This window comes from Paraburkholderia sp. Cpub6 (genome assembly GCF_014201065.1).
GTDB classification, from domain to species: domain Bacteria; phylum Pseudomonadota; class Gammaproteobacteria; order Burkholderiales; family Burkholderiaceae; genus Paraburkholderia; species Paraburkholderia tuberum.
On sequence record NZ_JACHDM010000041.1, the window covers coordinates 1 to 14,688 of the forward strand.

A 14,688-nucleotide genomic window follows, 5' to 3' on the forward strand; every position below is an offset into this window, starting at 1 on the left:
GCCCGAAACCCTGGCAGGCCTGCACTTCGTCGTCTTCGCCATGCTTATGCTCGTTCATGCTGCACCGATTATGAAAAGTGCCTAACACGCTCTAGCCGCAAAGCAAACGTTTGTTGAATAAATTTACGCGCAGTTAATGAAACGTTTGCTGATACGCGGCACGTTTTTTGGCCGAAATAGTATGAAACATGCTTTCAGATTGATTCGCAAGACGGGGCGATTTTGCTCCGAGTGGCCATCCCCTTCAACGAAAATAGGCCGGTCGACCTGAATGGTCGACCGGCCTTCATTTACAGTTGTCCGTATCGTGGCGTCAACGCCCGCGACGCTTATTTGGCGAACAGCGACGACATATCGGCGAACGCCTTGAACTCGAGCGCATTACCCGACGGATCGAGGAAGAACATCGTCGCCTGCTCGCCGACCTCGCCCTTGAAGCGCACATGCGGCTCGATGATGAATTCGATGCCGGCCTTCTGCAGTTTGTCCGCAGCGGCCTGCCATTGCTCCATCGACAGCACCGCGCCGAAGTGGCGCACCGGCACCGCGTCGCCATCCACTGCGCTGGTATGACGGTGACCGACTTCGTCCGGCGCCAGATGCGCGACGATCTGATGACCGTAGAAATTGAAATCGACCCATGCGTCCGAACTGCGCCCTTCCGGGCAGCCGAGCAATTCGCCGTAGAACTCGCGCGCGGCGGCGAGGCTATGAACAGGAAACGCCAGGTGGAACGGCGGCAAAGCGGTTTCGGCAACGCTCATGATAGGAAGACTCGCTGGGGTGGGTGTGAGGGTGAGTTACGACTGGCACGACTGGCAACCGGTTCAGTCGAAGCAAAGTTTAATCATGAATAAAAATGTTGAGAAACGATATATATTTGACCTGACCATCACCAAAATCGATTGATCGATCATGCTCAGCGAGTTGAAAACCTTCATTGCCGTCAGCCAGTACGGTACGTTCTCCGGCGCGGGCGCGCGCATCGGGCTCACGCAATCGGCCGTCAGCGCGCAGATGCAGCGGCTCGAACAGGAACTCGGCTTTCAGCTGTTCGACCGCACCGGCCGCTCTGCGACGCTCAACGAGGCGGGCCGCGAAACGCTCGCGCTCGCAGAGGAAATGATGACGCTCTATGCGCGGCTCTCCGAGCGCAGCGGCGGCGCCGCCGAAAGCGGCATGCTGCGGATCGGCGCGATCGCGTCCGCGCAGGTGTCGCTGCTCGCCGACGCGCTCGCGCGCTTTCGCGACGACCGTCCCGGCTGGCGGATTCGCGTGGTGCCGGGCGTGTCGCTGGGGCTGCTCGGCCAGGTCGACTCGGGCGAGCTCGATCTGGCCGTCATCATCAAACCGCCGTTCGCGCTGCCGTCGGAACTCGAATGGCGCACGCTCGTCGCCGAACCGTTCGTGCTGCTCGCGCCGAAACAGCTTGCGCGCGGCGGCCGCTCGTGGCGCGAACTGCTGCGCAGCGAGCCGTTCATCCGCTACGACCGCGCGTCGTTCGGCGGACGGCTCGTCGACCGTTTTCTGCGGCGCGCGCGCCTTGGCGTGCGCGATGCGGTCGTGCTCGACGAATTGCAGGCGATCGTGCAACTGGTCGCGCGCGGCATGGGTGTCGCGCTGATTCCGAATACGGCCGGGCTCGGCAAATGGCCAGCGAGCGTCGTCGCACTCGAACTCGGCGATGCGAGCTTCGAGCGCGAGATCGGGCTCGTGCTGCGGCCGCGGCATAGCCGGCCGGTGGTCGCCGATGCGTTGGCGGAGTGTATTGCGAGCGCGGCGCACGGTTGAGCGCTTTGCACGCCGCATGCATGGTGATCGGCGCGGCGGTATTCAGCAGCTACGCGGTGCTGTTTTCGACGGCGTCCGCACGCCGCGTCTATACGGCGATCCGGCGCTGGCTCGATGGCTCGCTCGCGGTGATGTTCGGCATTGCGGGGGTCAAATTGTTGACGTCGAAGAGTTGAGGTGGGTCGGGCGCGTCTGGGTCGCCCGAGGCCGTGCTCTGCGATACTGGCGGTTCGGCTCCATCAACGACGGCTGCTAGCGCACCCACCCACGCGACGATGAACGGCAACGACCACGACGCACCTTCTTCCAACCAACGCTCGCCGCTGCAAAAGCGGCTCTATCTCACCGGCGCGGCGATCCTGGTCGTTAGCCTGATCGCCGCGGTGCTCATCTACGTGAGCGTGCCGCCGCCCGATAGCGCGGTCGCGATGTACGGCATGATCGATCCGCGCTATCAGATCGAGCTACAGCAAATCGGCGGCAACGCGGCAGTGCTGATGGCGCAGTTGCATCAATGGTTCGATAGCTTGTGGCACGGTGCCAGGCTCGCTTATACGGTCGCGGCGCTGGGCGCTGCACTGGCGGCCGGCTGTTTTTTCATCGGCCGTTTTTTCGCGGACGATTAGTCGCGAGGCACTCGCCGTCAATCGCTCTCACGCCATGACCGAGCTTGCGACGTAGCAACGTCCGCACTTCGCTGTCGCTCAGAATTCCGATGTCGGGCGAAATGTCGTCAATGTCGCCACGAGCGGCGATCCTCATCCGGTCTACGCCATCAATAGCGCTTCATATTCCGCGCGGAACTGGTCGATGGAACTCTCCACCACCGTCACCGCGCCGTCGATCAAACCGCAACGCCCGCTGCCGGGAAGAAGGCGGCACAGGTTCTCCAGTGCATCCAGATCGGCACGCACACCGCGGCCCGTGTCGAGCCGGTTGAGAAGCCGCATCATCTGAAACGTTCCGCCCTTGCATGGCGGGCACTGGCCGCACGAACCCTGAGCGAAGAAGTTCACGTAGTCCGCGACTTTGCGCACGATGCTCGTGCCTTCCGACACCACGATCATCGCGCCCGTCCCCAGACGCGAACGGCGTTGACGCACCGAGTCGAAGTCCAGTGCAACGTCGAGATCGCGCTTCGTCAGCAGCGTGTTGGATGGGCCGCCCGTGAAGACCGCCTTGAACTCCTTGCCCTGCAGCATGCCGCCGCCGTGCTGGAACACCAGCGTCTCCAGGCTCGTGCCCATCGGCAGTTCGTACAGGCCGGGGCGCAGCACGTCGCCGGAAAGCGAATAGAGCTTGGTTCCGGCGGCGCTCCCCACCCCGAGGTCGCGGTACCACTGCGCGCCGTGGCGCAGAATCCCGGGTACGTGCGCCAGCGTCTCGACGTTGTTGACGATGGTCGGTGCGCCGTGCACGCCCTGCTCGGCCGGGAAAGGCGGTTTGCGCCGCGGAAACGGAAAGCCACCTTCGACGCTGGCGATTACCGCCGTCTCCTCTCCGCCGATGTAGAGCCCCGAGCCAGGCACGACGCCAAGCGACACCGGCGCACCGATCCAACGCTCGATAGCGGCGAATTGCGCGTGCCCCGACCACTGCTTGACCGCCTCGCGAGTCGCGGCGAGAGACCCCGTCTGATGTGGATTCACGTACAAGACGACATGGTTGGCCCGCGTCGCCACCGCGGCGATCAGCGCGCCCTCGATCACCTGATGCGGTGTGTGTTCGAGCAGAAAGCGATCCTTGAAGGTGCCCGGCTCGTCTTCGTTGCCATTGCAAACGACGTACTTGTCGCCGTCAGGGGCGGCCGCGACCGGCGCCCACTTTCGATGCGCGGGGAAGCCAGCGCCTCCCATTCCACGCAGGTCGGCCTGGGCGATCTCGGCGACGATCGCCCCCGGGTCTTCGAGCGCTTTGGCGAGTCCCTCGCCGCCGCCGCGCGCGAACCACGCATCGAGGTCGGCACCGACGCGGAAATCGTCCCTCATCAAGCACTGATTCAGCATTTGCATCGCGTGCTCCGTGGTTCGCCTCACCGGATGCCGCCGATCACGCGACCGCGTGCGCTCGCGCGCAATCCCGCATCGACTCGCAGATCGAAATGGGCATAGGCGGGAAAGAGCTGCGGCGCCTTCACGTGAAGCGGCAGTCCCGCCAGCGTCAGCTCTCTCTGCCACGCGTGCACGTGACCGATTCCGGCGCGGTTTGCCATCACCCACTCGCTGGATTGCGCGGCCTTCGCGCCGGCACGGCGCCCCATGCTCAGAATGTCGAGCAGCGCGTTACCCATCAAGCGGTTGCGGCCGTGGATGCCGCCCGTCACCTCGCCGACACAGAAAAGGCCGGGGACGTTGGTGGCGCCGTCTTTGTCGATGGCGACGCCGCCGTTCTGGTAGTGGAGCGTGGGATAAACGAGGAACGGCTCCTGCGCCGCGTCGATACCGCATTTGTGCGCGAGATGGCGAAGCGTGACGAGGCGTTTGGCCAGAATGCCAGGATGCTCGATTTCGAGTGTCGGCGTATCGAGGAACACGCCGACCTGGCCGTCGCGCTCGATCCCGCGGCCCTGAGCGCACTCGCGCAGGATCGCCGATGCGACGACGTCGCGCGGCTTGAGTTCGTCCACGAAGCGTTCCCCTTCGCCGTTCAGAAGTCTCGCCCCCGCGGATCGCGCCGCCTCGGAAATCAGACCGCCCGCCAGATGGTGCGGGTAGGCGATGCCGGTGGGATGGTACTGGAACGAGTCGAGCTCGCGCAGGCGCGCGCCGATCCGATAGGCGAGCACCAGACCGTCGGCGGTGGCGCCGTAGTGGTTGGAGGTCGGAAACGAATTCAGGTGCAGTCGCCCCGCGCCGCCGGTGGCGAGGATCACGGCGCGCGCGCGCACCAGCACGAAGGTACGCCATTCGAGGTTGTAGATCACCGCTCCGGCGCAGCCGCCGCGCTCGTCGGACAGCAGTTCGACCACAGGGCAACGGTTCCACAATTCGATGCCCGGGTCGAGGTCCACCGCCTCGCGCAGCACGCGCATCATTTCGAGGCCGGTATAGTCGCGATACGACAGAATGCGCGCCGCCGATGCGCCTCCGGGCTTCTTGCGCATCAGATTGCCGCCGAGCGGCTGGTCCTCTTCCAGATCGAACATCATGCCGAGCTGGATCAGCCAGCGAATCACGTCGGGGCCGTCCATCACCATCTGGGCCACGAGTTCGGGTTCGCCGCAGAAGTGTCCGGCGCGAAGCGTGTCCTCGAAGTGCAGTTGCGGGCTGTCATCCTCGCCGATGGCCGCCTGGATTCCGCCTTCGGCCATCACGGTATTGCTGTCGCCGAGGCGCAGCTTGGTGGCGAGAATCACGCGCGCGCCCTGCTGCGCCGCCGTGAGCGCCGCGGCGCAGCCACCACCGCCGCCGCCGATCACCAGCACATCGGTAGTCATCAGCTGCGCGCCGGCGATATCGACATCATCGATCAGCGCGTTGGCCTGCAGGTGCCGCGCGAGATCGGGCTGACACGGCTCGCCGCGATTGACCCCGACGCTCAGCGTGACGCGCGCATGCGGCCCATGATCGGGGTGATAAGCCTTCAGCAATTCATCGACCGGAACGTCATCGCCGCGGACCGTGGCCGCCATCCCGGGGCGGTAGCGCTGGCGCGCGTTTTCGTAGGGTATGCCGGCGGACATGATGATTCGCCCCGGTCAGCGCGGCGGCTGCGCGCCCGGCGCAGCGAAGTCGATCTTCAGCTCGCCGCTCTCGATCTGCTGCAGCCGTCGCATCAGATTGGCCGGACGCAGCGAAAGCGACGCGATCATCCGGCGCACGAACACACCCAGATGGTTGGGCCGGATATGCTCGGGGCATGCGAGCGTGCACAGGTTGCACATCACGCATTCGTCGAACACCTGGCTCGATGCGGCCAGATTGCCCTCCACCGCCAGGTTCACGCCGCGCTGCACGTCGAGCCCCTTCGGACAGGCGCGATCGCAACCGTCGCAATGACGGCAATGCGATGCTTCGGGGAAGATCTCGGCGATCTTGCTGAGCGCCTGCCAGCTGTCACCGATATCTTCCATTCGATACAGGTGACGTTCCGATTCCGTGAAGTAATCGAGGAAGGCGACCTGCATACCCTCTTCGACGAGGGTCTCGCAGGCGAGCGCGGTGTGGACTTCCTGCTCGCCGTTGCGTCGCACCATCACGCGGCACGACCCGCACACGCCCTGGGACATGCAGCCGACACCCTCGACGAGGGTCTGCCCCGCGTGCCCCATGGCCTGCAGAATCGAGCAATTGCCCGGCGCCTGAATCTCGCGCCCTTCGATACTCACGCGAACCATGGCCTCGCACTCTCCTTGCACGCCGTGAACACTTCACTGGCGAACGCGCCGAAAAGGTCATATAAACCTTAGCACAAGGACGGTTATGAGAAAGGGGCATGGCATGAAAACTTTCTGGAAGGCCGTCGCTCCGCTGATCGTGGCGATCGTGATCGCACTGATTCCCGCCCCTCCCGGTCTCGCGCAGCACGCGTGGTATTACTTCGCGATTTTCGCGGGCGTGATCGTCGGGCTGATGCTGGAGCCCATTCCGGGCGCCGCGATCGGTCTCATCGCGGTGACGCTCGTCGCTGTATTCAGCGAATGGGTGTTCTTCAGTCCCGCACAACTCGCCAAGCCCGGTTTCAACGTCGCGAACGCGGGGCTCAGCTGGGCGCTTTCAGGTTTCTCGAATGGCACGGTGTGGCTGATCTTCGGTGCCTTCATGTTCGCCCTCGGATACGAGAAAACCGGGCTCGGCCGGCGCATTGCATTGATGCTCGTGCGGGCGCTGGGTCGCCGGACCCTCACGCTCGGTTATGCGGTGATGGCGGCGGACGCCGTGATCGCGCCATTTACCCCTTCCAATACGGCCCGCAGCGGCGGGACGATCTTTCCGGTGATTCGCAGTTTGCCGCCGCTTTACGACTCGAAGCCGAACGATCCGTCGGCGCGGCGCATCGGGTCGTACATCATGTGGACCGCGATCGCCACGACCTGCGTGACGAGCTCGATGTTCCTCACCGCGCTCGCACCCAATCTGCTCGCCGCGGAACTCGTCAAGAAAACGGTCGACGTCGACCTCGAATGGACGCAGTGGTTTCTGGCCTTCGCGCCCGCGGGCATCTTGCTGCTGCTGGCCATACCGCTGCTGACCTACGTGCTTTATCCGCCGCAAGTGAAGCATAGCGCCGAGGTGCCAGCCTGGGCTGCCCAGCAGCTCAAGGAGATGGGGCCGCTCACGAGGCGGGAAATCATGCTCGCCGTGCTGGTGCTGATCGCTCTCGCGCTGTGGGTCTTTGCGGACGACTACGTCAATCCCACGACCGCGGCGCTGATGGTGATCGCGCTGATGCTGATCACCCGGGTGGTGAGCTGGGACGACATGCTCGCCAACAAGCAGGCCTGGAATACCCTCGTGTGGTTCGCGACGCTCGTCGCCCTCGCCGATGGGCTCAGCAGGACCGGCTTCGTCAAATGGTTCGCCGCGACGATATCGACCCACATGGCCGGCTTTGCGCCGACGACGGCCGCGATCGTCCTCGTGCTGATCTTTTTCTTCACGCATTACATGTTCGCGAGCATCACCGCCCATGCGACGGCGATGCTGCCGGTCATGCTTGCGGTGGGCTCGACGATTCCCGGCATGCCGATGGAGGCGTTCGCGCTGATGCTCTCGCTGACGTTGGGGATCATGGGGATCCTGACACCGTATGGAGCGGGGCCGAGCCCTGTGTACTTCGGCAGCGGGTATCTGCCCGCGGGGGATTTCTGGAGACTCGGGCTGATTTTCGGCGTCATTTATATCGCTGTGTTTCTTCTGATTTGCGCGCCGATCCTGCTTTGAGCTTTGAGGCCGCGCTTGCGCGGCCTCCTGCTTCGAAAGATCGCGACGATTTCCCTCGTTCTTCTAGATATCGAAGTACAGATAAAACTCCCATGGATGCGGACGCAATTTGATGGTGTCGATCTCGCGGCTGCGCTTGTAGTCGATCCAGGTCTGGATCACGTCGTCTGTAAAGACATCGCCTTTGCGCAGGAACGTGTTATCGGTTTCGAGCGCCGCCAGCGCCGCGTCGAGGGAGCCCGGCACCTGCCGTATATTGCGCGCTTCTTCGGGCGGCAGATCGTAGATATTGCGGTCGAGCGGCTCGCCGGGATCGGTCTTGTTTTCAATGCCGTCGAGGCCGGCCATCAGCATCGCGGCGAAAGCAAGATATGCATTGGCCGACGGGTCCGGACAGCGAAATTCGACGCGCCGCGCGTTCGCCGAATCCGAATACATCGGAATGCGCGCCGCGGCCGACCGGTTGCGCTGCGACATCGCCAGATTGACTGGCGCCTCATATCCGGGTACCAGGCGCTTGTATGAATTCGTCGTCGGCGCGCAGAAGGCCATCAGTGCGGGTGCGTGCTGGAGCAATCCGCCGATGTACCAGCGGCACAGGTCCGAAGTCAGCGCCCAGCCGCCCGCGTCGTAAAAGAGGTTCTGTTCGTCTTTCCACAGGCTCTGGTGACAATGCATGCCGCTCGCATTGTCGGCGAACAGCGGCTTCGGCATGAAGGTTGCGACCTTGCCGTGCCGACGCGCGACGTTCTTGCAGATGTACTTGTAGATCATTACGTTGTCGGCCATGCGGGTCAGCGTCGCAAAGCGCATGTCGATCTCGTTTTGTCCCGCGGTCGCAACTTCGTGGTGATGCACTTCGATCTGTACGCCCGCCTGCTGGAGCGTCAGCGCGATTTCCGAGCGGATCTCCTGCAGCGTGTCATGAGGCGGCACCGGGAAATAGCCCTCCTTGTAGCGCTGCTTGTAGCCGAGGTTGCCACCGCCGTATGCGCCTTCGTCGCGACCGGTGGTCCAGTCGCCCTCGCCCGACTCGACGTAGTAGTAGCCGCAGTGCTGATCCTGGCCGAAGCGGATGGAGTCGAAGATGAAGAATTCGAGCTCCGGCCCGAAATAACACGTCGTCGCGATGCCCGTCTGGCGCAGATAGTTCTCCGCCTTTTTCGCCACGTAGCGCGGATCGCGCGAATACGGCTGCCGCAGCACGGGATCGACGACGTCGCAAATGATCGACAGCGTCGGCGTGCCGCAAGCCGGGTCGACAAAGGCCGTTGCCGGGTCAGGCCGCAGCAGCATGTCGGACTCGTGGATCTCCTGAAAGCCGCGGATCGATGAACCATCGAAACCGATGCCGGCGCTGAACAGGTCGTCGTGAACCTCGGGAAGCGTGATCGAAAAATGCTGCCAGAGTCCGGGCAAGTCGGTGAATTTCAGATCGACGATCTGAATATCGCGCGCTTGCAGCAGGCCGATCACATCGCTTGCGCTTTGTGGTCGCGTGACGCGATAGCTGCCCGCTTCGACGGACGCCGCAAACGGCGATCCGGTGGTTGCTTGCGTACTGGCCATGAACTTTGCCCTCTTCCGCCCCATTACCGCCCATGTACTTGTAGTCCAACGTTAGTACGTCCACGCGCGAAAGCAAGTCGGCAGTGCCGTGGACCTAGCGGTCTTGCTCCAGTGCCTTCAAATGAGCCTCGCCGGCATCTCTGGCAGCGGCGGAGGTCGCATACGTCTCGTCCGAAACGAGCGAGCGTTTGACCTCACGGGCCGCGAAGTCGACCAGCGTGATTACCCAGACATGCTCGCCACTCTGCTCGGCCGTTTGCACGAAAGCGCGCACGTCGCCCTTGTCCTCTGATTTCATCGTGACCTCCTTGTGGAAAAGTCGCGCGGAAAAGGGGAGCGCGACAATAAAGCCGTTCGCGGGCCGCGGTGCTTTCCTCACGGAGCGCGTAGCTTGATCTTAGGCAATGGAATCGGTCCAATGACAGTTTTCTCGCTTCCGATGCCGAGCACAGCCGATGGGTTCGGCGGTGAAAGCGGCTTGCCCGCAATCATCTAAAGCCCTCATCGAGACCTTGTCGGGAGGCGCGGTTGCGCCGGTCGAGTAACGCGGACGGGCGTTCGACTGGGCGAGCCGTCTCCACCTAGGGTCTGTTTACATATGGAACGCACGTGCGTTCCATATGTAAACAGACCCTAGGGACCTCAGTCGCGGAAATCGAGCTCATTCAGTTTGCGGCGTGGAACGGCGCCCGCCAGTCCGTCTTGCGAACGAGATGAGCGCCGCCCGAGGTAATTCTTCGACTGAAAGCGCCCACAGCGAATACGCAACGCTGCGCTGGAACAACAAGCCGACAGCAGCCCGAAGCTGCCCCTTGCCCAGCGCGTACACCGAGTCGGTCACGGCGACGGCACCGTGCATCAGAATGCTGGCATGCCGGTAGCATCCCATCATGCACTCATTGCAGGGTTGCCGTTGATCGGGCAGGCGGTCGAGGTCGAAGACGGAGCCCATCGGCTCAGGCCACGCCTCGCAACGCCAAACATCGAGGTTCCAGTCGATATAAAAGTACTTGCTGCCACCGATGCATGGAACCAGTTGCTGTTCTCCGCGCACGAAACGCGCGACCTCGGCCAGCGCAGCGCTCGGGTCCATGACACGGAAATGCTTCTTGAGGCGCGCGATTGCGCTCAACGCTTCGAGTAGTTCGTCGGCGTTCAGGTCGACGAGTTTCGATTCTTCGTCGTAAACAAGCGATGTAGATCCAAACGCCTCGCGCCGTGGATAGGAAAAAACGACGGCATCGAAGCCGAGGCGGTTGAGCGTCTCGGGAAGCAACTCGTAACGGACCAGTCGGCTCACCGTAATCGATGCGCAGACCTCGATGCCGAAGCTATGGGCCTGAGTGATGCCCTCGCGGATGCGGGCCTCGAGACCGCGCAGACCGCGATTGCGCTCATGCTCGCGCATGTCCGCGCTATCGATGGAAATCAGCAGACGCCTGAGGCCGGCCGCCGCCAGTGGCTTGATGTAGCGGGGAAGAAACCAGCCGTTCGTGATCACGCCGCACTGCATGCCGGCCTTGGTGGCCGAAGCCACGAGCGATGCGATCTCGGGATGAACCAGCGGCTCACCTCCCTGCAGCGTCATGTAACGAATCCGGCGCCTGCGCAGGATCGGCAGTGCGCGCGCGAACTCATCAGGGTCGAGATAGCGACGTGGCCCCGCCAGATTTTTCTCGCGAGAAAAACCGCAGAAGTCGCATGCGGCGTTGCAAACGTTCGTCACCGATACGTCGCACACCGCGGGCAGCGGATTGCGAGGTTCGCTGCCGACACCGTCTGCATGCCGCTGATCGCGCCACTTGATGATCCGCTCTGTCGTATCCATGGGACCCTCACGGCCTGCCGACGAATTCGGCAAGAAGCTTCATAGAATACGCTCAACGCGCTGCGCGTGATCCATTCTTACGCCAGCCTACACCCCAACCCGTGACGGTCAGCGGATGGAAACTACGCACCGTTGAGATTAAACGACCGCATAACGGCAACCACGCGCAAATGACGTTGCCTATCATGCGTACCGCGCCGTCAAACTGGCAGCGCGCACTGTCTATTTCCAGATTTGCACGCTCCCATCGAGATACCCAATCTCCTTCGTCTTGCTGCCCGTAAGCAGGCACGAGGTTGAAACGGCCCGAGTCTGGAGCGCAAGTCGGCTCACGTCTCGCAGATGTGCATAGGATTTCAAGCGAGTCGGCGTTTTTGGTGTGACATCCCGTTTCAGGCTCCTGATAAACACGTACTTATAGTCGCTTTCTGTGTCGTGTTCGGCCAGGTAATTAGCCAACCACGCAGTCGCAATCGAAATGACGCGATTCCGCGCTTCATTGGCGTTATTCTGGGCTATCGACTTCCCCATATTGACCGTTCCGAAACCGGCCATCGGATGCTTTGCCATCTTACGCGTGAGGCCTGATTTCGCGCTCCGTCCTGGAATGTCGTCCGGCGCGGGTTGCGCGTCTGACGCGCCGGCATGCATCAACATCGACGCCCAGGTATAGTACTGGCCGTTTAGCCCATAGCATATTTGCTTCTCAATCAAGTCGAGCAGCATGAAGGTCGCCATAAAAACGCCTCCTCCCGACTTATCCCGGTCGGCGCCTCCCTCGCTGATCAGCAGTCCCGCGATCGTATTGGCCAATTCGACCGCGTCGTCGTCGCCGCTGGTTTGCCCCCACAGGAGTTGCCGCGCTTTGGTGGCCGCTGTCGAATAAACCTTCGCGACCCGCCGTGCCTTGCGGGTGTAGACCGTCTGCGCCTTCGGGTCGAATCCGCGCGCCTTATCAGCCGACTCGCCTGCGGTTACCACGTGCGAAGTCGCCAAGGCGACTTCGCCTTCGAGGAGTTCGGGCGGAACCTCAGTCACGTCCGACGTGTAGCTCTTCAAACCTTTTGCCGCTCCGCCCCACTTCGCAATTAGCCGGTCTGCCACCTTGATAAAAACGGTTTCTTTCCCCACCGGCTGTTGGCTTAACCAATACCAGTCTCCAATTCCAAGGGGTTGGTAGGGAACGGCGAACGTGCCCTCGCCGTGTGGTTTGCTTGCGGTTGGTTTGCTGCTTGCTAACAGGTTCCAAATGTCCGCATACAGCAGGTGATCAACGTCTAGCGATTTGAATGCTCTACCGAATCCGATCTTCATCTCGACCTCACAAAGTGGGTTTGAATCGAAAATTGGTATACCGCAATCAAGCTGTCGCGCAAGTTGGCGGAATTGGCGCGTTCTTCAACTCGACTTCCTCGAGCTATGCCTTTTAAATTCCGCGCGTTAAGCCGAAATACCGCGATTAGCGTCTATGGCTTATGCCATTTGTCCGGATGGATTGCCTACAGAAATGTTGTTACGGGACTCGACTGCGCCGCACAGTCGGCAACCGGCTCACGCCATCCCACAAGGCGACGGGAGGATCGGCGAACGAAGATCCGCCGGCAGGACAGAACCGACGCACGAATGTCCGCGCGAAAGCATGGGCAACGGCTGCAAATGGCCCGGATTTTGCCGTCGCCCGATCAGACAGGTTTCAGCTCTTTCTGGAGGTTTTCGGCACAAATGGCGTGGGTATGTGCAGAACCTTCTCGCTTCCGCACTTTGGGCAAGCCGGATGAGCGTTTTCATGTTCAGCAAGATGCTCGGCATGTTCGAACATCTCACCGCACTTCTCACACCTGTACCGGTAAGTCGGCATGGCATTCCTCCAAAGAGAATCCCGCACGTCGGGCTGACCAGATACGTCTACGACGCCGGCAATAACCCATTCTAGTGCAGGAAAGTGCGAGAAACGCCTGCGTGCACCTCGCGCGCAGCGCTCATCGTATGGGGCGAATGTCAGTTTGCCCGTCGCCTACCAGCCGAAATACCTGCACGGCATCTTCCAATGTGGACGCCTGTTCTTGCATGCTGGCTGCCGCGGCTGCCACCTGCTCCACCAGGGCAACGTTCTGCTGGGTCATCTCGTCCATCTGCCCGATCGCGCGGTTGACTTCGCCGATGCCGGTACTTTGCTCGTTGCTCGCGTGGGTAATCTCACCCATCAAGGTGACCACACTATCGACAGCCGTGACGATTTCGGTCATGTCCCGGCCAGCCTGGTCGACCAGTTCGCCGCCTGCATTGACGTTGCCGACCGAGTCGGTGATCAGCGCCTTGATTTCCTTGGCGGCCATGGCGCTGCGTTGGGCCAGGCTGCGCACCTCGGCGGCGACGACCGCAAAGCCGCGTCCCTGGTCGCCGGCGCGTGCTGCCTCGACGGCCGCGTTCAAAGCCAGGATATTGGTCTGAAAGGCAATTGAGTCGATCATGCTAATGATGTCGACGATCTTGTGTGAACTGCCGCGGATCAACGACATGGTGGTCACCACATGCCCCACCACGGTGCCGCCTTTGACCGCGAGATCGGAGGCCGAGGCGATGTGTTGGTTGGCGTGCGAAGCGCGTTCGGCATTGGCGCGGACCATCGCCGTCAATTGTTCCATCGTCGATGCGGTTTCCTCGAGCGAGCCAGCCTGCGCCTCGGTGCGGGACGAAAGCTCCGCGTTGCCGGCCGCAATTTCGCGCGCGCCCAGCGCGATCATATCGGAGGCACGTCGGACGTTGCCGACTACCGAGGCCAAACCGACACTGATGCCGTTCATTGCCTGCATCAACTGGCCCAGTTCGTCGCGTCGGCTGACATGGACTTGCGCGGTCAAATCGCCGGCCGCGAGTTTTTCGGCGGCGGCCTTCGCTTCGAGCAGTTGCATGCCGAGACCGCGCCGGGTCGTCACGAAGACCAGCGCGCTGACCAGCAGCGCGCCGAGTAGCCCGAAGCCGATCACCCCGGTTTGCAGGAAAGCGGGCAACGCCGCTCCCGGGCTCGCTCGGTCGGGGGGGATCACGGCCTCCAGCAGGCGACCATAGCCCAGCAGAAGTACGGTATTGGCGGCCAGGGTAAGCAGCGCGAGTCTGGCTCCGATCGACAGGTTCCACACCTCGCTGACGTCGAGGCCGACATACAGCGCGCCGATTACCTCGCCAGAACTGTCCCGGATCGGCTCGTACCGTGTCATATATTGCTTGCCGAATAGCGTCGCGTAACCGGTGTAGGGTTGCCCGCCGCGCAGCATCCGATAACCGGGATGCGAGCGGTCGAGTACCGTGCCCACGGCCCGCTCGCCGGTTTGCCTTTTGACCGAAGTGGCGACGCGCACGAAGTCGTCGCCAATTGCGACGAATAACGTGCCCGTCGCGCGGGTTTTGCCGGTGAAGTGGTCCACTTCGCCGTAGTTGAGGTTCAGCAGGGTGTTCCCGTTCAGCAGCCTGGGGGTCATGACACCGAGGATGTCGACACTGCTTGATTCGTCGCGTGAAAATGGAGCTGGAAAATACCCGGCGAGCGTTCGCGCGTAACGGCGCACCTGGGCCTTGAGCGGCAGCAGAGAGTACATGAAGTGAACCCCGTCGACTAAG

At 62.3% G+C, this 14,688-nt stretch carries 13 protein-coding genes and 2 pseudogenes; 5 read left to right on the plus strand and 10 right to left on the minus strand.

Annotation, left to right across the window (positions count from 1 at the left end; translation table 11 throughout):
- Window positions 1–85 (plus strand): annotated as a pseudogene (locus tag HDG33_RS37860) (IS5/IS1182 family transposase); the annotation flags it as partial.
- Between the two features lie 244 nt (window positions 86–329).
- Here HDG33_RS37860 and HDG33_RS34635 read toward each other — a convergent pair.
- A complete protein-coding gene (locus HDG33_RS34635) occupies window positions 330–764 on the minus strand; it encodes a VOC family protein (protein ID WP_008918388.1) in 435 nt (144 codons plus the stop codon).
- 151 nt (window positions 765–915) lie between these two features.
- On the opposite strand from HDG33_RS34635, the gene HDG33_RS34640 reads away from it, so the two are divergent.
- The 3 genes and pseudogenes from HDG33_RS34640 to HDG33_RS34650 all read left to right on the plus strand — a co-directional run bounded on the left by HDG33_RS34640 (window position 916) and on the right by HDG33_RS34650 (window position 2,417).
- Window positions 916–1,791 (plus strand): LysR substrate-binding domain-containing protein, encoded by an 876-nt coding sequence (locus HDG33_RS34640; RefSeq protein ID WP_184040261.1) that lies wholly within the window; start codon window positions 916–918, stop codon window positions 1,789–1,791.
- 17 nt (window positions 1,792–1,808) lie between these two features.
- Window positions 1,809–1,967 (plus strand): annotated as a pseudogene (locus HDG33_RS34645) (LysE family translocator); the annotation flags it as partial.
- A gap of 99 nt (window positions 1,968–2,066) precedes the next feature.
- Window positions 2,067–2,417 carry a hypothetical protein gene (locus HDG33_RS34650; protein WP_184040264.1) on the plus strand — a complete coding sequence of 117 codons (351 nt, stop codon included), beginning with the start codon at window positions 2,067–2,069 and terminating at the stop codon, window positions 2,415–2,417.
- Window positions 2,418–2,558: 141 nt separating this feature from the next.
- Here HDG33_RS34650 and HDG33_RS34655 read toward each other — a convergent pair whose 3' ends face one another.
- The 3 genes from HDG33_RS34655 to HDG33_RS34665 are packed head-to-tail and all read right to left on the minus strand — an operon-like array spanning window position 2,559 to window position 6,127.
- The gene (locus HDG33_RS34655) at window positions 2,559–3,803 is read right to left on the minus strand and encodes an NADH-quinone oxidoreductase subunit F (protein WP_184040267.1); all 1,245 of its coding nucleotides are present in this window, start codon (window positions 3,801–3,803) and stop codon (window positions 2,559–2,561) included.
- A 20-nt stretch (window positions 3,804–3,823) separates the two neighbouring features.
- Window positions 3,824–5,473: an FAD-binding protein gene (locus tag HDG33_RS34660; RefSeq protein ID WP_184040269.1), complete on the minus strand. Its 1,650-nt coding sequence runs from the start codon at window positions 5,471–5,473 to the stop codon at window positions 3,824–3,826.
- 15 nt (window positions 5,474–5,488) lie between these two features.
- Window positions 5,489–6,127, minus strand: coding sequence for a 4Fe-4S dicluster domain-containing protein (locus tag HDG33_RS34665; RefSeq protein WP_184040272.1), 639 nt, complete (start codon window positions 6,125–6,127; stop codon window positions 5,489–5,491).
- A 103-nt stretch (window positions 6,128–6,230) separates the two neighbouring features.
- Between HDG33_RS34665 and HDG33_RS34670 the strand changes: the two genes are divergently transcribed.
- The gene (locus HDG33_RS34670; RefSeq protein WP_184040275.1) at window positions 6,231–7,673 is read left to right on the plus strand and encodes an anion permease; all 1,443 of its coding nucleotides are present in this window, start codon (window positions 6,231–6,233) and stop codon (window positions 7,671–7,673) included.
- Window positions 7,674–7,736: 63 nt separating this feature from the next.
- Here HDG33_RS34670 and glnA read toward each other — a convergent pair whose 3' ends face one another.
- From glnA to HDG33_RS34700, 6 genes are all read right to left on the minus strand, one after another.
- Window positions 7,737–9,242: a type I glutamate--ammonia ligase gene (gene glnA, locus HDG33_RS34675; RefSeq protein ID WP_184040278.1), complete on the minus strand. Its 1,506-nt coding sequence runs from the start codon at window positions 9,240–9,242 to the stop codon at window positions 7,737–7,739.
- 94 nt (window positions 9,243–9,336) lie between these two features.
- Window positions 9,337–9,540 carry a hypothetical protein gene (locus tag HDG33_RS34680; RefSeq protein ID WP_090806402.1) on the minus strand — a complete coding sequence of 68 codons (204 nt, stop codon included), beginning with the start codon at window positions 9,538–9,540 and terminating at the stop codon, window positions 9,337–9,339.
- A 363-nt stretch (window positions 9,541–9,903) separates the two neighbouring features.
- On the minus strand, window positions 9,904–11,070 hold the full coding sequence (locus HDG33_RS34685; RefSeq protein WP_184040281.1) for a radical SAM protein: 1,167 nt from the start codon (window positions 11,068–11,070) through the stop codon (window positions 9,904–9,906).
- 222 nt (window positions 11,071–11,292) lie between these two features.
- Window positions 11,293–12,384: a hypothetical protein gene (locus HDG33_RS34690; protein ID WP_184040284.1), complete on the minus strand. Its 1,092-nt coding sequence runs from the start codon at window positions 12,382–12,384 to the stop codon at window positions 11,293–11,295.
- A gap of 379 nt (window positions 12,385–12,763) precedes the next feature.
- On the minus strand, window positions 12,764–12,928 hold the full coding sequence (locus HDG33_RS34695; RefSeq protein WP_184040287.1) for an FmdB family zinc ribbon protein: 165 nt from the start codon (window positions 12,926–12,928) through the stop codon (window positions 12,764–12,766).
- Between the two features lie 121 nt (window positions 12,929–13,049).
- Window positions 13,050–14,666, minus strand: a complete 1,617-nt coding sequence (locus HDG33_RS34700; RefSeq protein WP_184040290.1) for a methyl-accepting chemotaxis protein — start codon at window positions 14,664–14,666, stop codon at window positions 13,050–13,052.
- Window positions 14,667–14,688: the final 22 nt, after the last annotated feature.